14 protein-coding genes and 2 pseudogenes are annotated in these 18,740 nt (G+C 63.4%); 4 read left to right on the top strand and 12 right to left on the bottom strand.

Going from position 1 to position 18,740, the window contains the following annotated elements; translation table 11 throughout:
* Positions 1-12 precede the first annotated feature (12 nt).
* Positions 13-1,263: a sarcosine oxidase subunit beta family protein gene (locus IX761_RS03925; RefSeq protein ID WP_194788315.1), complete on the bottom strand. Its 1,251-nt coding sequence runs from the start codon at positions 1,261-1,263 to the stop codon at positions 13-15.
* Between the two features lie 15 nt (positions 1,264-1,278).
* The gene (locus IX761_RS03920) at positions 1,279-2,532 is read right to left on the bottom strand and encodes a serine hydroxymethyltransferase (protein WP_194788314.1); all 1,254 of its coding nucleotides are present in this window, start codon (positions 2,530-2,532) and stop codon (positions 1,279-1,281) included.
* A gap of 319 nt (positions 2,533-2,851) precedes the next feature.
* Between IX761_RS03920 and IX761_RS03915 the strand changes: the two genes are divergently transcribed.
* Positions 2,852-3,892, top strand: coding sequence for a low specificity L-threonine aldolase (locus IX761_RS03915; protein WP_194788313.1), 1,041 nt, complete (start codon positions 2,852-2,854; stop codon positions 3,890-3,892).
* A 244-nt stretch (positions 3,893-4,136) separates the two neighbouring features.
* Here IX761_RS03915 and IX761_RS27510 read toward each other — a convergent pair whose 3' ends face one another.
* The 4 genes and pseudogenes from IX761_RS27510 to IX761_RS03900 all read right to left on the bottom strand — a co-directional run bounded on the left by IX761_RS27510 (position 4,137) and on the right by IX761_RS03900 (position 6,827).
* Entirely contained in the window at positions 4,137-4,865 is a 729-nt protein-coding gene (locus IX761_RS27510; protein WP_416366759.1) for a methyl-accepting chemotaxis protein, read from the bottom strand.
* A 132-nt stretch (positions 4,866-4,997) separates the two neighbouring features.
* Positions 4,998-6,029: pseudogene (locus tag IX761_RS27505) on the bottom strand (cache domain-containing protein); the annotation flags it as partial.
* Positions 6,030-6,297: 268 nt separating this feature from the next.
* Complete coding sequence (locus IX761_RS03905) at positions 6,298-6,600, bottom strand: cell division protein ZapA (RefSeq protein WP_194788311.1); 303 nt, start codon at positions 6,598-6,600, stop codon at positions 6,298-6,300.
* Complete coding sequence (locus tag IX761_RS03900) at positions 6,597-6,827, bottom strand: hypothetical protein (RefSeq protein WP_194788310.1); 231 nt, start codon at positions 6,825-6,827, stop codon at positions 6,597-6,599. Before IX761_RS03900 ends, IX761_RS03905 begins: the two co-directional genes overlap by 4 nt.
* A 275-nt stretch (positions 6,828-7,102) precedes the next feature.
* Between IX761_RS03900 and IX761_RS27500 the strand changes: the two are divergent.
* Positions 7,103-7,873, top strand: a pseudogene (locus IX761_RS27500) (MCP four helix bundle domain-containing protein); the annotation flags it as partial.
* Positions 7,856-8,728: a methyl-accepting chemotaxis protein gene (locus IX761_RS27495; RefSeq protein ID WP_416366758.1), complete on the top strand. Its 873-nt coding sequence runs from the start codon at positions 7,856-7,858 to the stop codon at positions 8,726-8,728. The pseudogene IX761_RS27500 and the gene IX761_RS27495, both read left to right, overlap by 18 nt.
* A gap of 91 nt (positions 8,729-8,819) precedes the next feature.
* Here IX761_RS27495 and IX761_RS03890 read toward each other — a convergent pair whose 3' ends face one another.
* The gene (locus IX761_RS03890) at positions 8,820-9,650 is read right to left on the bottom strand and encodes an RHS repeat-associated core domain-containing protein (protein ID WP_194788308.1); all 831 of its coding nucleotides are present in this window, start codon (positions 9,648-9,650) and stop codon (positions 8,820-8,822) included.
* Positions 9,651-10,015: 365 nt separating this feature from the next.
* The gene (gbcB, locus tag IX761_RS03885; RefSeq protein WP_194788307.1) at positions 10,016-11,116 is read right to left on the bottom strand and encodes a glycine-betaine demethylase subunit GbcB; all 1,101 of its coding nucleotides are present in this window, start codon (positions 11,114-11,116) and stop codon (positions 10,016-10,018) included.
* Between the two features lie 296 nt (positions 11,117-11,412).
* On the opposite strand from gbcB, the gene gbcA reads away from it, so the two are divergent.
* Positions 11,413-12,705 carry a glycine-betaine demethylase subunit GbcA gene (gbcA, locus tag IX761_RS03880; protein WP_194788306.1) on the top strand — a complete coding sequence of 431 codons (1,293 nt, stop codon included), beginning with the start codon at positions 11,413-11,415 and terminating at the stop codon, positions 12,703-12,705.
* A gap of 108 nt (positions 12,706-12,813) precedes the next feature.
* Here gbcA and IX761_RS03875 read toward each other — a convergent pair whose 3' ends face one another.
* The 4 genes from IX761_RS03875 to dgcB form a co-directional block, all read right to left on the bottom strand.
* The gene (locus IX761_RS03875) at positions 12,814-13,716 is read right to left on the bottom strand and encodes an RHS repeat-associated core domain-containing protein (protein WP_194788305.1); all 903 of its coding nucleotides are present in this window, start codon (positions 13,714-13,716) and stop codon (positions 12,814-12,816) included.
* Between the two features lie 895 nt (positions 13,717-14,611).
* Positions 14,612-15,382 carry an electron transfer flavoprotein subunit beta gene (locus IX761_RS03870; protein ID WP_194788304.1) on the bottom strand — a complete coding sequence of 257 codons (771 nt, stop codon included), beginning with the start codon at positions 15,380-15,382 and terminating at the stop codon, positions 14,612-14,614.
* Between the two features lie 11 nt (positions 15,383-15,393).
* The gene (locus IX761_RS03865; protein ID WP_194788303.1) at positions 15,394-16,626 is read right to left on the bottom strand and encodes an electron transfer flavoprotein subunit alpha/FixB family protein; all 1,233 of its coding nucleotides are present in this window, start codon (positions 16,624-16,626) and stop codon (positions 15,394-15,396) included.
* Positions 16,626-18,578, bottom strand: coding sequence for a dimethylglycine demethylation protein DgcB (gene dgcB / locus IX761_RS03860; RefSeq protein ID WP_194788302.1), 1,953 nt, complete (start codon positions 18,576-18,578; stop codon positions 16,626-16,628). The genes IX761_RS03865 and dgcB overlap by 1 nt, the downstream gene beginning before the upstream one ends.
* Positions 18,579-18,740: the final 162 nt, after the last annotated feature.

The following is an 18,740-nucleotide window of genomic DNA, read 5'->3' as shown; positions in this document are numbered from 1 at the left end:
CGGTGTCTCCGGTTAGTGGGCGACGGCGGCGGCGCCGTGTTCGTCGATCAGTGCGCCGTTGTAGAAACGGTCCATGGAGAACGGCGCGGCCAGTGGGTGCATTTCGCCCTTGGCCAGGCTTGCGGCGAAGACGTGGCCCGAGCCCGGGGTCGCCTTGAAGCCGCCGGTGCCCCAGCCGCAGTTGAAGAACATGTTCTTGACCGGGGTCTTGGTGATGATCGGGCAGGCGTCCGGCGAGGTGTCGACGATGCCACCCCACTGGCGGTTCATGCGCACCCGCGAGAGGTTGGGGAACATCTCGACGATGGCTTGCAGGGTGTGCTCGATCACCGGGTACGAACCGCGCTGGCCGTAGCCGACCCAGCCGTCGATACCGGCGCCGATCACCAGGTCGCCCTTGTCGGACTGGCTGATGTAGCCGTGCACGGCGTTGGACATGATCACGCTGTCGATGATTGGTTTGATCGGTTCGGATACCAGCGCTTGCAGCGGGTGCGACTCCAGCGGCAGGCGGAAGCCCGCAAGCCGGGCCATGTGCCCGGAGTTACCGGCGGTGACCACGCCGACGCGCTTGGCGCCGATGAAGCCTTTGTTGGTTTCCACGCCGATCACGGCGCCGTTCTCTTTGCGGAAACCAATCACCTCGGTCTGCTGGATCAGGTCCACGCCCAGGGCGTCGGCGGCACGGGCGTAACCCCAGGCCACGGCGTCGTGACGGGCCACGCCACCACGGCGCTGCACGGTGGCGCCGAGGATCGGGTAGCGGGTGTTCTTCGAGCAGTCCAGGTAGGGGATCTCGGCCGCGACCTGGGCAGTATTGAGCAGCTCACCATCGACGCCATTGAGCCGGTTGGCACTCACCCGGCGCTCGGAGTCACGAATGTCCTGCAAGGTGTGGCACAGGTTGTACACGCCGCGCTGGGAGAACATCACGTTGTAGTTGATGTCCTGGGACAGCCCTTCCCACAACTTCATGGCGTGTTCGTACAGGTGCGCTGACTCGTCCCACAGGTAGTTGGAACGCACGATGGTGGTATTGCGGGCGGTGTTGCCGCCGCCCAGGTAACCCTTCTCGATCACCGCCACGTTGGTGATGCCGTGCTCCTTGGCCAGGTAGTAGGCGGTGGCCAGGCCATGGCCGCCACCGCCGACGATGACCACGTCGTAGACTTTTTTAGGGGTCGGCGTGCGCCACATGCGCTGCCAGTTCTCGTGGTGGCTGAGGGAGTGTTTGAAGAGGCCGAAGCCCGAGTAGCGTTGCATGGTCGTTTACTCCACTCAGCGGTAAACAGGGAAGTCTGCGCACAGGGCGGCGACGTTCTTGGCCACATCGGCTTCGACGTCAGCGTCGCCGAGGTTGTCCAGCACATCGCAGATCCAGCCGGCCAGGGCCACGCACTGGGCCACCTTGAAGCCACGGGTGGTGACAGCCGGGGTACCGATGCGCAGGCCGGAGGTGACGAACGGCGACTGCGGATCGTTCGGTACGGCGTTCTTGTTGACGGTGATATGCGCGCGGCCCAGGGCGGCGTCGGCATCCTTGCCGGTCAGGCCCTGGCGGATCAGGCTGACCAGGAACAGGTGGTTGTCGGTGCCGCCCGAGACCACGTCGTAGCCACGGTCGATGAACACCTGGGCCATGGCCTGGGCGTTTTCGATGACTTGTTTCTGGTAGGCCTTGAAGCCAGGCTCCAGCGCTTCCTTGAAGCACACCGCCTTGGCGGCGATCACGTGCATCAGCGGGCCGCCCTGGGCGCCGGGGAATACTGCGGCGTTGAGCTTCTTTTCGATCTCTTCGTTGCTCTTGGCCAGGATCAGGCCGCCACGCGGACCGCGCAGGGTCTTGTGGGTGGTGGTGGTGACCACATCGGCGAACGGGATCGGGTTCGGGTACAGGCCAGCGGCGACCAGGCCGGCAACGTGGGCCATGTCGACGAACAGCAGCGCGCCAACCTTGTCGGCGATCTGCCGGAAGCGTGGGAAATCGAGGGTTTTCGAGTAGGCCGAGAAACCAGCGACGATCATCTTCGGCTTGTGCTCGACGGCCAGGCGCTCGACTTCGTCGTAGTCGATCAGGCCGGTGTCGGTGTTGATGCCGTACTGCACGGCGTTGTACAGCTTGCCCGACGAAGACACCTTGGCGCCGTGGGTCAGGTGGCCGCCGTGGGCCAGGCTCATGCCCAGGATGGTGTCGCCCGCTTGCAGCAGGGCCAGGTACACGGCGCTGTTGGCCGAGGAGCCGGAGTGCGGCTGGACGTTGGCGTAGTCGGCGCCGAACAGCTGCTTGGCGCGCTCGATGGCCAGCGCTTCGACCTTGTCGACGTGCTCGCAGCCACCGTAGTAGCGCTTGCCCGGGTAGCCTTCGGCGTATTTGTTGGTGAGGCCGCTGCCCTGGGCCTGCATCACGCGCTTGCTGGTGTAGTTCTCCGAGGCGATCAGCTCGATGTGATCTTCCTGGCGCTGCTCCTCGGCATTCATCGCCGCCAGCAGTGCGTCGTCGTAACCCTGGATCTGGTCTTGCTTGCTGAACATCGTGTATCTCCCGGCAGCGATCGTTTCTTGTCTGTAGAGGGACTTGTCACCCTTTGCAGCGATGGTATGACCGGGCCGGGGCACACAGATGCCTGCGCGCGCCTTGCAATGGCGCGTTTACGACATTGCTCCAGCGGCATAGATGGCCCCTTCGCGGGCAAGCCCGCTCCCACAGGTACGGCGCTGCACCCAGAGGCAGTGACAAACCTGTGGGAGCGGGCTTGCCCGCGAAAGGGCCGGGACAGGTTTCGGCTTGTATAGGCAACCCCCGAATCGATGGTTTAGAGTGCGTCCTTGCGTCGTAAAAAGGACAGGTGTCATGACCGACAACAACCAGCAATTCGCCAGCGACAACTACTCCGGCATCTGCCCCGAAGCCTGGGCCGCGATGGAAAAGGCCAACCACGGCCACGAACGCGCCTACGGCGACGACCAGTGGACCGAGCGCGCCTCGGAATACTTCCGCAAGCTGTTCGAGACCGACTGCGAAGTGTTCTTCGCCTTCAACGGCACCGCCGCCAACTCCCTGGCTTTGGCCTCGCTGTGCCAGAGCTACCACAGCGTGATCTGCTCCGAGACCGCCCACGTCGAGACCGATGAATGCGGCGCGCCGGAGTTCTTCTCCAACGGCTCCAAACTGCTCACCGCCGCCAGCGTCAACGGCAAACTGACGCCCGAGTCGATCCGCGAAGTGGCGCTCAAGCGCCAGGACATCCACTACCCCAAGCCGCGCGTGGTGACCCTCACCCAAGCCACCGAAGTGGGCACGGTGTACCGCCCCGACGAGCTCAAGGCGATCAGCACCACCTGTAAAGAGCTGGGCCTGAACCTGCACATGGACGGCGCGCGTTTCACCAACGCCTGCGCCTTCCTCGGCTGCTCGCCGGCAGAGCTGACCTGGAAAGCCGGCGTCGATGTGCTGTGCTTTGGCGGCACCAAGAACGGCATGGCGGTGGGCGAGGCGATCCTGTTCTTCAACCGCGCCCTGGCCGAGGACTTCGACTACCGCTGCAAGCAGGCCGGCCAGTTGGCCTCGAAGATGCGCTTCTTGTCGGCGCCGTGGGTGGGGTTGCTCGAGGACGGTGCCTGGATGCGCCATGGCCAGCATGCCAACCACTGCGCGCAGCTGCTGGCGTCGCTGGTCAGCGACCTGCCGGGCGTCGAGCTGATGTTCCCGGTGGAGGCCAACGGGGTGTTCCTGCAGATGCCGGAGTATGCGATCGAGGCGCTGCGCAACAAGGGCTGGCGCTTCTATACCTTCATCGGGAGCGGCGGGGCGCGGTTCATGTGCTCGTGGGATACCGAAGAAGCGCGGGTGCGTGAGCTGGCGGCAGATATCCGCGGCATCTTCGGCGCCTGACCCATCGCAATCGCCGGCAAGCTCACCCTGAAGCTTGCACGTCACCTGTAGGAGCGGCCTTGTGTCGCGAAAGGGGTGCGCAGCGCCCCCAGGATCCCGATTACACCTCAAGATCGCCGGGGCCGCTCTGCGGCCCATTCCGATCGGTCCGGCGCCCCGGCAAGGCCGCTCCTACAGAGGGCGTGTAAACGCCAAAGTGGGAGCCGGCTTGCCGGCGAAACGAGCGCAAAGCGCTCGCCTACGATTAAAGCCTGAACCCACCCATCTGCCGCGCCAGGTCATCGGCCAACCCGCGCAACGCCTGGCACTCCTCCCGGCAGCCTTGCACTTCGGCCGCCGTCTGCCGCGCCAAGTCGGATATCCCCTGCACCGTGCGGTTGATCTCCTCGGTCACCGCGGACTGCTCTTCGGTCGCCGTGGCCACTTGGTGGTTCATGTCGCTGATCTGCTCCACCTGGTCGGTGATCGCCCCCAGCGACGCGCCGGTCAGCTGGCTCGACTCGACCCCGTTACCGGTCGCCTGCTGCCCCGCCTGCATCGACGACACCGCCGTACCCGCGCCGTGCTTGAGGCGCTGGATCATCTGCTGCACTTCGTCGGTGGACACCTGGGTGCGCCGCGCCAGGGTGCGTACCTCGTCGGCGACCACGGCAAAGCCGCGACCCATCTCGCCGGCCCGTGCCGCTTCGATGGCAGCGTTGAGCGCCAGCAGGTTGGTCTGTTCGGAAATGCTGCGGATCACCGCTAATACTTCATCGATCGAGGCGACTTCGTCGGCCAACTGGCTGACCGCATCGGCGGCCTTGCCGATCTCGCCAGACATGCCTTCGATGTTGTGGATCGACCGGCGCACCACCTCGCGCGCCTGCACGGCTTCGTCGCGCGCCGACTGCGACGCTTCGGCGGCCGAACCTGCGTTCTGGGCGATGTCCTGGACGGTCAGGCCCATCTCATGCACCGCCGTGGCGACCATTTCGGTCATCTCCTGCTGGCGGCCCGAACGTTCGGCGGTGTTGTCCACCACCTGCGTCACCTGCTCGACCGAGCGATGCAGGCGTTCGGTGGTGCGCAGCACCTCGCCGATCAGATCGCGCTGGCTGTCGAGGAAGCGGTTGAAACCCCGGGCCAAGTCGCCCAGCTCGTCCTGGCGCGAATCGTCCAGGCGATGGCTGAGGTCGCCCGCGCCGCTGCCGATCTGCACCAGTGCGGCGGTGACCTGGCGGATCGGCCGCACCAGCCCGCGCGCCAGCAGCACCACCAGCAGCAATGAAATCAGGGCCACGCCACCGCCGATCAGGCTGGTCAGCCAGACGGCCTGGCGCATCTGCGCGTAGATCTCGGCCTCCGGCACTTCGGCCACCAGGGTCCAGTTGAGGTCACGCAGGGGCAGGCCCAAGGCCAGGTAGGTTTCACCGTCGCGGCTGAAGCGGCTGCTGCGCAGGCCCTGGCCACCGCTCATCACAGCCTTGGCCGCGTCGGCGTCGAGCTGTTCGGCGAGCTGGCGCTTGCCGCTGAACTGCTGGTCCGGGTGCACCTGGATCAAACCGTCGTTGCGCACCAGGAACACCTTGCCGTGCTCGCCGAAACTGAAGTCGTGGATCAGCTGCGACAGCTCGGTCATGCGCAAGCCCATGCCCGCCACGCCGACCAGCTGGCCGGCCTTCTCCACGCGGTAGTCGATGAACAGCGCCAGCTCGCCGGTGGAGCCGTCGATGTCGATGTTGAGCATGCGCTGGGCGCCGCTGTCGATGTAGCCGTAGAACCATTTGTCCTTGGGGTTGGCGCGGCTGAGGGTGCGGTCCAGGCCTTTCTCGTTGTAGTAGTTGCCACTGACGGTGGAGGCAAACAACGTGGTGAAGGCCTGGTTACGCTGCTTGGCGGCGTCGAGGTATTCGATGAAGCGCGGCAGCTCGGCGGGGTTCTCACCGTCCGCCAGCCAGTCGCGCAGCAGGGTGTTGCCGGCGATGTCCGCCGCCGCCACCAGCGGGCGGCCGAGCATGCGCTCGATGTCGTTGCGGATCGCCTCGATGCTGGCCGGCAGCGCCGTGTCGACCAGGTAGCGCTCAGTGAGGCGGTTGACCGCCACCGTGTAGATGGCCACCACCACCAGGATGCTCGCCAGCAGGGCTGCGCCCATGCTTGCAATCAATTGCCACTGGATACTCCGCCGCCAGATACGCATGCCCTTTTCCCCGGGTAATTATTGTTTTGGGGAAAGTGTATACACCTATGTATTCGATCAATCCACAAGTCTTGTACAAAGCAAATGACCCTGTGGGAGCTGGCTTGCCAGCGATGGCGGTGGTGAATGCACCGACGCCATCGCTGGCCAGCCAGCTCCCACAGGGTCATGAAATGCTTCAAGAAAGTGTTGGAGCCACCCATTCAGAGCAGCTCCGAGATGTTCAGGCCTCGCCGATAGTGCGGCTGATGGCATCGACGGTGGCGTCGATCTGCGCCTGGGTGCGCTCGAGGGTTTGCGCGTGCTCGCGCTGCAGCTCGATCTGCTTGGAGCACAGGTTCAACGCGGCCAGCACCAGCAACTTGTCGCCGATCAGGGTCGGGTAGTTGCGCTTGGTCTCGGCCAGGGCGACGTTGAGCATGCGCACGGCCTGGTTCAGGGTTTCTTCCTGGCCCTCGGGGGCCTTCAGCGAATAGTCGTTGCCGAGGATCGACACGACATTGACCGGCTGCGCTTGCAGTCTCATGCGTTCACGACACCGGCGCTGGCGCGCTCGACCAGGGCCTGGATACGCGCGGCAGTGGCGCCGTGCTTCTCTTCCTGCTCCATCAGCGACAACTGCAGGCTGTCGTTCTCTTCCTTGGCCTGGGCCAGTTCCTGGCTGAGGCTGGCGTTCTGTTCAGCCAGTTGCGCGTTCTTGTGCATCAGGTCGGTGACCAGTTGCTCGAGTTGATTCAGGGACGTTTCCAACATGCGTCTATCTCGGGTTGTTGCAAAGGGCGCACACGATAAGGAAAAACCTGCGCCCTCGCCATTAAATATCGGATTCAAAAGGTTTTTACCTGCTCAGGTTGACCGGTGTTCGGCGCCCTTGTTCCGGCCTGGATCAACCGCCTGTCAGGTATTTCGTTAGCTGGCTCACAATTTTGCCGTGCCACTATCAAGACTGGCCGGTCACGACCGATACGCCGGCAAGTCCCATTTCGCCGCAGGGATCGCGGCCCCCTTCTGCCCTGGAAACCGCTTCCATGTCCCTACGCAACATGAATATCGCCCCGCGCGCGCTGCTCGGGTTCTCGGTGATCGGCGTGCTGATGCTCGCCCTGGGTATCTTCTCGCTGATCCAGATGGGCAACATCCGCCAGGCCGGGGTGACCATCGAAGAGATCAGCGTGCCCAGCATCAAGACCCTCGACGAGCTGACCGCCCTCAACCTGCGCCTGCGCACCCTCTCCTACCGCCTGCTGCTCAACCGCGAGCCGGCCACCCAGCAGGACACCCTGCGCCTGCTCGACGAGCGCAACGCGCAGATCGACACGGCCCGCCGCGCCTACGAGCCGTTGATCAGCGCCGCCGACGAGCAGGCCGCCTTCGACCAGTACGGCCAGTTGCTCAACCAGTACCGCCAGCTCGAAGGGCGCATGCGCAGCCTGAGCCAGGCCGGCGACCTGGACGCCCTGCGCGACCTGCTCAACCGCGACCTGCTGAACAACTCCGAGCAGGTCAACAAGGTCATGGACACCCTGGTGCGCATCAACACCGAGCAGACCAGCGCCACCAACCAGCAGGCCGCCGACCAGTACAGCGGCGCCTTCACCCTGGTGATCAGCCTGCTGGTCGCCGCCACGGTGCTGACCCTGCTGTTCGCCTTCCTGCTGACCCGCAGCATCGTCAAGCCCATCGACGAAGCACTCAAGGCCGCCGAGCAGATCGCCGAAGGCGACCTCACCCACAGCATCCGCCCCGACGGCACCGATGAAGCTGCGCGCCTGTTGCAGGCCATGGCCAAGATGCAGGACAAGCTGCGCGACACCCTGCAGCTGATCGCCGGCTCCGCCACCCAGCTGGCCTCGGCCGCCGAAGAGCTGAACAGCGTCACCGACGAAAGCGCCCGTGGCCTGCAACAGCAGAACAACGAGATCGAACAGGCCGCCACCGCCGTCACCGAGATGACCAGCGCGGTCGAGGAAGTGGCGCGCAATGCGGTGAGCACCTCGGAAGCCTCCAGCGAAGCCAGCCGTTCGGCCGGCGATGGCCGTGACCTGGTACTGGAAACCGTAGGCGCCATCGAGCGCATGAGTGGCGACGTGCAGGCCACCGCCAAGCTGATCACCCACCTGGCCGAGCAGTCGCGCGATATCGGCAAGGTGCTGGACGTGATCCGTGGCCTGGCCGACCAGACCAACCTGCTGGCGCTCAACGCCGCCATCGAGGCTGCCCGCGCCGGCGAGGCGGGCCGTGGTTTTGCCGTGGTCGCCGACGAGGTGCGCGCCCTGGCCCACCGCACCCAGCAGTCCACCAGCGAGATCGAACGGATGATCGGCAGCATCCAGGGCGGCACCGAGCAGGCGGTGGACTCGATGCGCACCAGCACCGAACGCGCCGAATCGACGTTGAACATCGCCCGTGGCGCGGGCCTGGCGCTGGACACCATCGCCGGTGCGGTGGCGCAGATCAACGAGCGCAACCTGGTGATCGCCAGTGCCGCCGAGGAACAGGCCCAGGTGGCCCGCGAGGTGGACCGCAACCTGGTGAACATCAACGACCTGTCGGTGCAGAGCGCTACCGGCGCGCACCAGACCAGCGCGGCGAGTGCGGAACTATCGCGGTTGGCGGTGGACTTGAGTGGGCTGGTGGCGAGGTTCCGGACGTGACCGCCTGATACAAGGGGCACCACGCCCCTTTATCCGCACCAATCGCCTTAGCACTGGCGCCGCGCTCACGCCCCACACAGCAGTGGGGCGATCAAACCAAATTGTCGTCACGCACAGTAGATGATGGGCCCCAGAACCTGGCCATTGTAGTACCCGGCTTGCGATAAACGTGGGAAGGTGCCTCAGCTATCAGCGCCATGCCTGTGACTTCGTAAAGTGTCTCTGCAATCACTGCAAGGGTAGAGATACCCTCATAGCGGGTCTTGGCAAGCCAGTCGGAAAACACCTTTTGTGTCAGCATAGCGCCGCCCCCCGCGATTGAGGCGCTACTGGCAGCATTGGCAATGCTGTTGACATACCCAGGAGCGTCAGTGGGTGAACCGGCTAGACCATTGACCAGGCCCATACTCCTGCCAATGGTTCCGAATGCGCCTGCCCCCAAAAACTGAAGGACATTTCCCACACGGGTCTTCAGGGGTACAACTTGTGGCTGCAGTCCATTCTTCTCGCTTACTTTGCGCTCTACGACCTGAAGCGCAACACGGTTGAAAGCCCCAGTAGCGGTCACAACGCTCGATAGATAACCGGTTGTGTGACCCAACAAAGCGAGAATGAAGCGCCCTGATGGATCCACATGGTTTACGGGATCACCCGCACAATACATGTAGGCGTTGATGCCACCTTCCGCAAACGGGCTGAGCGCATCCGCTTCGTGGAAGCGCATCAACACCGGGTTGTACCAGCGGTGCCCATTGCCCAATGGATAGCGATCCATGCGCGCATCGCGAGGCTGCCCACAGAAACCTGTCATCGGGCCGATCGGTGACGCTAATGCACCGTAGGCCGTATAGCGGCGGCCAGGAAACCCACCACCGTTGATGGGGCTGGTCTGTCGGTCACAAGCAAGCAGGTAGGTTGGCATTGGCCACTGCCTTGGTCAGGGATTCCCTCTGAAGCTTGGCAGCGATGCCGCGGCAGTGAAACTGGCAAAAATATCAGGCGCCCATGCCGCCAGGACCGCGTTGCGGTTCATCGCCGGCAAGCCGGCTCCCACACTGTATGGGGTTGCACACTCTCTGTAGGAGCGGCCTTGTGTCGCGAAAGGGCCGCAGAGCGGCCCCATTCTTTCGTGTCGCACGATCAATCGCTGGGGCCGCTNTGCGGCCCTTTCGCGACACAAGGCCGCTCCTACAGGATTTATGCGAGCCGCCAGGTGGAGCCGGCTTGCCGTGGCGACGAACCGCGGCGAAAGGGCTGCGCAGCAGCCCCAGGCACTTGAATGTCAGATCAATACTCGATCCGCACATCCCCTTTCGGCACGCTGCAGCACGACAGGATGTAGCCCTCGGCTTCGTCCTCTTCGGTGATCCCGCCGTTGTGCTCCATCTCCACCTCGCCGCCCAGCTTGAGCACTTTGCAGGTGCCGCAGATACCCATGCCGCAAGCCTTGGGGATCATCAGCCCGACCTTCGCCGCCGCCGCATGCACGGTCTCGCCCGGTGCCACGCGGATGCTCTTGTCGCTGCCGACGAACTCCACCAGGTTGAGGTCGGCCGCATCCAGTTCCGGCGCATCGGCCGCCGCTTCCGCGTGCTCCACGGCATCGGCCTTGGCCTCCGCTGGCGTCGCGCCGAACGATTCCTCGTGGTAGTTCTTCATGTCGAAGCCGACCGCTTCGAGCATGCGTTTGACCGCGCTCATGTAGGGCGTGGGGCCGCAGCAGAAGATGGTGCGTTCCAGGTAGTCCGGGGCGATCAGTTCCATCAGCCGCTGGTTGAGGTAACCGCGATAGCCCGCCCAGGGCTCACCCAGCCCGTGCTTCTCGCAGATGATGTGCAGGCTGAAGTTGGGGATGCGCGAGGCCATCTGCTCCAGCTCGCGGTGGTAGATGATGTCTTTCGGTGAGCGGGCGCTGTGCACGAACACCATGTCGACGTTGGCGTTGGTGTCGTAGAACCAGCGGGCCATGGACATCACCGGGGTGATACCGACGCCCCCGGACAGGTACAGCACCTTGCCCGCCGGGAAGTCGATGGCGTTGAACAGCCCTACCGGCCCGTGCACCGGCAGCTCGGCACCTTCGTGCATGGTGTCGTGGAGGAAGTTCGATACCAACCCACCCGGCACGCGCTTGACGGTGATCGAGAAGCTGTAGGGTACCGACGGCGAACTGGAGATGGTGTAGGAGCGCATCACAGGCCGGCCTTCGATCTCCAGCTCCAGGGTGACGAACTGCCCGGGCTTGAAGAAGAACATGATCGGCTGGTCGGCCATGAAGCAGAAGGTGCGCACGTCCCAGGTCTCCTGGATGACCTTGACGCAGCGCACGATGTGGCGGCCATTGGCCCAGGTCTGGGTGGTGACCGGATTGAGGAAGGTATCGGACATGTTCATCTCCAGCAGCCGACAGTCGGCCTTTCTTATGGCTCCGATAATGCGCAAGCCGGGGGCTGTGTACATTCCCATCCGCGACATCGGCGTGCTTATCGCGACCAGCCCCGCGCTACAAGGGCTGGCGCGTCGGAATTCGATGCGGCCATGTCGCCCGTAGATATGGTCTTTTCCCTTCCCGGACGCACACTCCTCGGCAAAACAACACGCTGTTTATCCACAGCAGCGGCCCTGCGGCAAACAACAACGATTAGCCACTTTTGTCGGCCGCACGCGGCCACGAGGACCACACGATGGACGTCACCGCAACCCTGAGCCTGGGCGATCCACTGGAACCTGCACGCAAGGCCACCGCCGAGATGCTGCAGACCCGCGAGCGCACCTACTCGCTGCCGCAGCCGTTCTACAGCGACGAGCGCCTGTTCCAGATCGACATGCAGGAGATCTTCCACAAGGAATGGCTGATCGCCGGCCTGGTCAGCGAGATCCCCACCAAGGGCAACTACATCACCCTGCAGATCGGCAAGAACCCGATCATCGTGATCCGCGGTGCCGAAGGTAAGGTGCATGCCTTCCACAACGTCTGCCGCCACCGCGGTTCGCGCCTGTGCGTCAGCGACAAAGGCAAGGTGGCCAAGCTGGTCTGCCACTACCACCAGTGGACCTACGAGCTCGACGGCCGCCTGCTGTTCGCCGGCACCGAGATGGGCGCCGACTTCGACATGAACCAGTACGGCCTCAAGCCGGTGAACGTGAAGGTGGCCGGTGGCTACATCTTCATCAGCCTGGCCGAGAACCCGCCGGCCATCGACGAGTTCCTCGCCACCCTCGAGCACTACATGGAACCGTACGACATGGAGAACACCAAGGTGGCGGTGCAGACCACCTTGATGGAAAAAGCCAACTGGAAGCTGGTGCTGGAAAACAACCGCGAGTGCTACCACTGCAACGGTTCGCACCCGGAGCTGTTGAAAACCCTGCTGGAGTGGGACGACACCAACGACCCGCGCGCCAGCCAGGAATTCAAGGACCACGTGGCCGCCTCGGCCGCCGCCTGGGAAGCCGAGAAGATCCCGTACCTGCACAAGAGCCACGGCCTGCGTAACCGCATCGTGCGCATGCCGCTGCTCAAGGGCACCGTGTCGATGACCATGGACGGCAAGGTGGCGTGCAAGAAGCTGATGGGCCGCATCCAGAACCCCGACCTGGGCTCGATGCGCATCCTGCACCTGCCGCACTCGTGGAACCACTGCATGGGCGACCACATGATCGTGTTCACCGTGTGGCCGATCAGCGCCCAGGAGACCATGGTCACCACCAAGTGGCTGGTGCACAAGGATGCGGTGGAAGGGGTGGACTACAACCCTGAAGAGATGCGCAAGGTGTGGGATGCGACCAATGACCAGGACCGGCGGTTGGCGGAAGAGAACCAGCGCGGGATCAACTCTACGGCGTATCAGCCGGGGCCTTATTCGAAGACCTATGAGTTTGGGGTGGTGAACTTTATTGATTGGTATAGCCAGCGGTTGTTGAATAATTTGGGGGCGGAGCCAGCGGCCTATTTGAAAGAAATTAAAGCACAGTAACTCTCTATCACCCCTTGCCTGTGCTTCGTTGCCGGGCAAGGGTTAGATAACCCGTCCTCATCTACATCCATCCAGGCTGTCGACTGCTAAACATATTGGATATTGTCTTTACCGCTTAACAAATGAAAAGCTAAACTTAGAGCCCCATCTTCCAGCCGCTGGAATATCGCGTCCTGGTCCAGCTGGGGTTGCAGGTCGATCTTTAGGGCTGATATTGGGACCTACGCCACGAAGATCGTTCGTAGATCTTTTTCTCGCGCTCTGCGCTTCATATTCCTGCCCAGCCAGTGTCGTCAAGCTCACAGACTCACTTGCCCCTATACTTGTCGCTGCGTCGACCTTTTTGTTTTGCGAAGAGATATTATCTTTTCGCATTGCCACGCCCATACCAATGAGACTTGCCACCGCTACAGCCACAGGAGGTGCAAGCCTCATCATGCTATCGCCCTGATTGCCCCCAAGTAAAAATTTCACATCCATATATAAACCCACCAAACCAGAAACGGAGCCTGCCAGGGACGCAAAAGCCGTTGAAGCTGAGGGTAGAGCGCCAACTCTTATGCTATTCGCAATTACTATCAGGGGGGATAAAGCTCCAACCGTATTAGCCGCGATAGATGCAATCATAACCGCATCGTCCGTACTGATCTCCCAACTGGGTAGTCGCGCTATGTCATCCTCACCAAGTCGACCACTGCGGTCATGATATCTCACCGGATTTCCATAGCAATACATGTAATAATTTATTCCGGCCGGGCCAAATGGACTATGCTCGACATCCGGCGAATAAAATATCCCCAAAGCCGGGTTGAACATTCGCCTGCCATTACCCAACAAATAAAAGCCCTGGCCTCGCTCACACAATTGCCCAGTAAAACCTGTGACCGGGGATTTGTCTGACACGACTGTAAAGCCATAAGGTGTAAATGCGCTGTTTGCAATATCGGCCCCATCCGAATAGGCAACTGGGCTTTGAAGACGATCCGTGGCGATGAGTTTAATATCTGCCATTCAAGATTTCCTCTATTAACATCGGCTCTTCAAGCACGGGGCTCAGCGCAAAAGGACCCCATAGTCCACTCTGCACTCATCTGGCATCACCGTATCATTGGGTGGGGACAGGCATAACTAGCAAAAATGTCAGGTGTTCAGACCCCGTGTTGGCCGCTTGAAGCTGTGCTTATCCACAGATCGTGCGGAGGTTTCGCCAACAGCTCTTGCATTGAAACTGGTCAAAAAAACAGCAATCCTTCGTAAGCCCCTGAAATCATGGGCTCGAGCCGTGTTCGAACAACTTTTCCACAGAGGCACCAACAGACTTTGTTAACAACGATACGCAGCACATTATCGGCTGTGCATATCTGCATGCAGGCCCTGAAATCATGGGTGTTGAGTGCGACTCACGGGCGCCTGAGCATTTTTTGTTCAATTCATTCAATACCTTGTGGCAGTAGGGATACAGCCAAGACCAAACAGATTATCCACAGGCCGACCAACAGGGATTGTGGGCAAATGATCGGGGCACCAGGAGCCCACGCCTACTTTAATGTTTCAGTGACGTGCTCGTATTTTGATCAATCTCTGCAAACCCTTGCGGTACCTGATCCACAGCCAAGCGCGAACACTTTATCCACACGATGATGAACAGAATCGGTGGGTAACGGAGGTCGTGATTTGGAGACGGTGGGCCTGAAGTCTGTGATGAGGGGAGTTATGCACAGGAAAGGTATGAGGTAGCCGGAAATGGCTTGTCGAGAAGTGGAGAGTCAGTAAAGCCCCATCACGGGCAAGGCGCAGCGACCAACCGCCTCTCCCACAAGGGCATAACCTGTAGGAGCGGCGGTTCGCCGCTGTGACTTGCTCTGACTTGCTCCGCGTTGGCGGGGTGGCCCGGACGATGCGCCTTTCAGCGCAACACCCCCTCCTCCACCAACAGCTTCAGAATGGCCTCTGCACCTTCCTGTGGAGAAACATCCTTGAGCACCTTGCCCCCACCCCCACTAGCCTTGGCCGTTGCGGCCTTCATCCGGTCAGCACCGCTCTTTGCCTTTATCACCTTGAGCCGCTTGGGGCGTGGGCGGGCGGGCTGCAGGGCGTCTTCGCCCAGCACTGGATCCTCCACCACCGCAACGTTGCGTGCTGCCAGTACCCCGCGCCGGGCGGGGCCGAACGCGCTCTGCCGGGGCTTGGGTGCGGCGTTATCCACAGTCGCCAGCAACGGCAGGCGCACTTTCAGCCGGCGCCGCTGGCCGCGTGGCAGCGCCTGCAACACCTGGGCGGTGCCGTTCTCGATCGACTCCACCTCGGCCAGTCCGACCACCAGCGGCCAACCCAGCTTCTCGGCCAGCAGGAACGGCAACATGCCCGAGCCTTCACCGGTTTCGGCCTGGCTGCCGGTCAGCACCAACTGAGCGCCAGCATCGCGCAGGTAATCGCCCAGCACGCCCAGCACATCGGCGCCTGCCGGCTGCTCCAGCACATCCAGGTGCTCCAGCCCCATGCCCAGGTAGGCGCGCAGGGCCTCTTCACGGGGGTCGCCGGCATGCACCACCTGCAAGTTATCCCCAGCCAGCTGCAAGCCCAGCTCCACCGCGCGGGCGTCCTGCTCGGCGCGGCGGGCGCGGCCGGAGCTGGGGTGGGCGCCAATCGACACCAGGCTGATCACTTTGGTACTCATGCTCACTGCCCCTATGCCGCGTCGCGCTGGCCGCCGCTGCGGTAGTTGTCCACAGCCTCGATCAGTGCCTTGAGAATCGCCGAGCTGTCGCCAATCACCGACAGGTCGGCACGTTTGATCATGTCGCAACCAGGGTCCATGTTGATCGCCACCACCTTGTCGCAGGCGCCGATACCTTGCAGGTGCTGAATGGCCCCGGAGATCCCCACCGCCACGTAGACCCGCGCCGTGACCCATGTGCCGGTGGCGCCAACCTGGCGGTTGCGCGGCATGAAGCCGTCGTCCACCGCCACGCGCGAGGCGCCTTCGGTGGCGCCCAGGGCCTGGGTGGCCTGGTGGTACAGGTCCCAGTCCTTGACGCCGTTGCCACCGGAGACGATGAACTCGGCTTCGGCCATGGCGATGGCAGCCGGGTCCACGGCCACCGAGCCGAGGTCTTCGATCCGCGACAGGCTGCGCGCCACGCCTGTGGACAACTCAACGGGCAAGGCTTCGTGGCGGGTTTCACTCACCGGCTCGGCGCATTCGGCGGCTGCCAGGATCAGCCGTGGCACGTCGCGCTGGATGTCCTGCTGCCCCGCGCCAGCACGACCGATGCATTGGCCGTCCTTGACCTGCCACACCCGCGTCGCCGGGCGCTCGCCCAGGGCTGCGCCAAAGCGTCGGCCCAGTTCACCGCCACCGGTGCGGCTATCGGGCAGCAGCCAGTGACGCGGGGCGAATTGGTTATCCACAGCGCGCAGGCCCTGGACCAGTTGCTCCGGTGCATAACCTTCGAAGGCCTCGCCCTCGATGACCAGCAGGCGGTCGACCCCAGCTGTGGAAAAGTTACTTTCCTTGTGTTCGCCGAACACCACCGCCAGCACCGCGCCGTCATGCCCGGCCAGGCTGTGGGCCAGGCCGAGCAGGTCGCGGTCGTGGCTGCCGAGGCGGCCACCGACCATGTCGGGCACCACGGCGATGTAGAACGCAGGCGCAGCCACCTGGTGCAGCGGCAGCTGCACTTCGGCTGCCGCCGTGCGCCGCCCGCCGACACCGGTGCCCTGCTGGACGCCGCTGCGGTCGATGCGCTTGATACCGCTGGGGCCGATAAAACCGGCGGCGATGGCGTGGGGGTTCTTGCGCATCAGCCCATTGGGGCCCATCCAGCTCGTTTGTTGCGTCTGCATCGCTGCATGCAGCGGGTGCAGGCGGTTACGGGCGATCCACTCGGCGCGTGGGTCGCGGCGGATGATGTCGCTCATCAGTGCACCTCCGCAGGTTCACGTTTAGTGGCTTGCGACTTGGCGCTCGCCGGGGCCTCGTCTTCGATCAGTACGTCGGCGACCAGCTCGGCCAGGTCCTTGATCTGTGGGCGTGGTTCGACCACGCCTTCGAGCATCGCGGTGCACTGTGGGCAACCCACCGCCACCAGCTCGGCCTCGGTCTCGCGGATATCGTCCATGCGCATGTCGGGGATACGCTGCTTGCCGGGGATGTCGGTGATCGGCGCACCGCCGCCACCGCCGCAGCAACGGGAACGGAAGCCCGAGCGCTGCATCTCGCGCACTTCGATGCCCAAGGCCTTGAGCACATCGCGCGGGGCCTCGTACTCGCCGTTGTAACGGCCCAGGTAGCACGGGTCGTGGTAGGTGACGCTGCCGCCCTTGTGCTGGCCGAGGTTGAGCTTGCCGGCTGCAATCAGTTCGGCGATGTAGGTGCTATGGTGCAGAACCTGGTAGTCGCCACCGAGGGCACCGTATTCGTTCTTCAACACATGGAAGCTGTGCGGATCGCAAGTGACGATGCGCTGGAACTGGTACTTGGCCAGGGTCTGGATATTGCGTTTGGCCAGTTGCTGGAAGGTCGCTTCATCGCCCAAGCGACGGGCCACGTCACCGCTATCGCGCTCCTCCAGGCCAAGCACGGCGAAGTCCACGCCGGAGGCCTTGAGCACTTTGACGAAGGCACGCAGGGTGCGCTGGTTGCGCATGTCGAAGGCACCATCGCCGACCCAGAACAGCACTTCGGTACGCTTCACCTCGCTGAGCAGTTGCAGGTTGAGGTCGGCCGCCCAGTTCATCCGCCCGCCGGGGGCGAAGCCGCCGGGGTTGTCGGTGGCGATCAGGTTGTCCAGCACTTCGGCGCCTTTGTTCGGGGTGGCGCCCTTTTCCAGGGTCAGGTGGCGGCGCATGTCGACGATGGCATCGACGTGCTCGATCATCATCGGGCACTCCTCCACGCAGGCACGGCAGGTGGTGCACGACCACAGGGTTTCGGCGTCGACCAGGCCATTGACGATCGGCTGGTGCGGATGACCGCCATGCTCGCCGATCGGCTTGCCGGGGTAGGGGCTGCCGGCGAACTGCGCGTCGGTGCCACCGGCCAGGCCGATGACCATGTCCTGGATGAGCTTTTTCGGGTTCAGCGGCTGGCCCGCGGCGAACGCCGGGCACATGGCTTCGCACTTGCCGCACTGCACGCAGGCATCGAAACCGAGCAACTGGTTCCAGGTGAAATCGACCGGTTTTTCCACACCCAGCGGCGCGTTCGGGTCTTCCAGGTCCAGCGGCTTGAGGCCGGTGGAGCGGCCACCGCCGAAGCGTTCGGCGCGGCGGTGCCAGGCCAGGTGCAGGGCACCGGCGAAGGCGTGCTTCATCGGCCCGCCCCAGGTCATACCGAAGAACAGCTCGGACACGCCCCACAGCACACCAACGCCCAGCAGTGCCACCAGCACCCAGCCACCGGTGCCTTCGGGCAGGATGCCGGCCACCGGCAGCGTGGCGATGAAGAAGCTCGCCGCGAACATCAGCAGGCTCTTGGGCAGGCGCATCCACGGGCCCTTGGACAGGCGCGCAGGTGGGTCGAGGCGGCGTTTGAAGACGAACAAAGCACCGGTGAACATGACCACCGTGGCGACCAGCAGCGCGTAGCCGAGGACCTTGCTGTGCAGGCCAAAGCCGTGCACCAGGATCGCCAGCACGGCCGAGAGCACGAAGCCGCCGGCGGTGGCCACGTGGGTCTTGGACATGTACTTGTCACGCTCGACCACGTGGTGCAGGTCCACCAGGTAGCGCCGCGGCATGGCCAGCAGGCCACCGAGCAGGTTCACCTTGCTCGGCCGCCCGCGCCGCCACATGCGCACCCGGCGCAGGGCGCCGAGCACCGCCAGGGCGAGCGCGGTGAACAGCAGGATGGGTAGAAGGGTGTTCAACATGGGAGGCTCCCACAACAGCTGGATTCTTGCGCCACGCCCAAGGGCAGCGCGGACCCCTGTAGGAGCGGCCTTGTGTCGCGAAATGGCTGCGCAGCAGCCCCAGGGCTCAGCGGTGCTGCACAGATCCTGGGGCCGCTTCGCGACCCTTTCGCGACACAAGGC

This window comes from Pseudomonas sp. UFMG81 (assembly GCF_015354575.1).
Classification (GTDB): Bacteria; Pseudomonadota; Gammaproteobacteria; order Pseudomonadales; family Pseudomonadaceae; genus Aquipseudomonas.
This window is presented reverse-complemented; position numbering and strand designations above follow the sequence as displayed.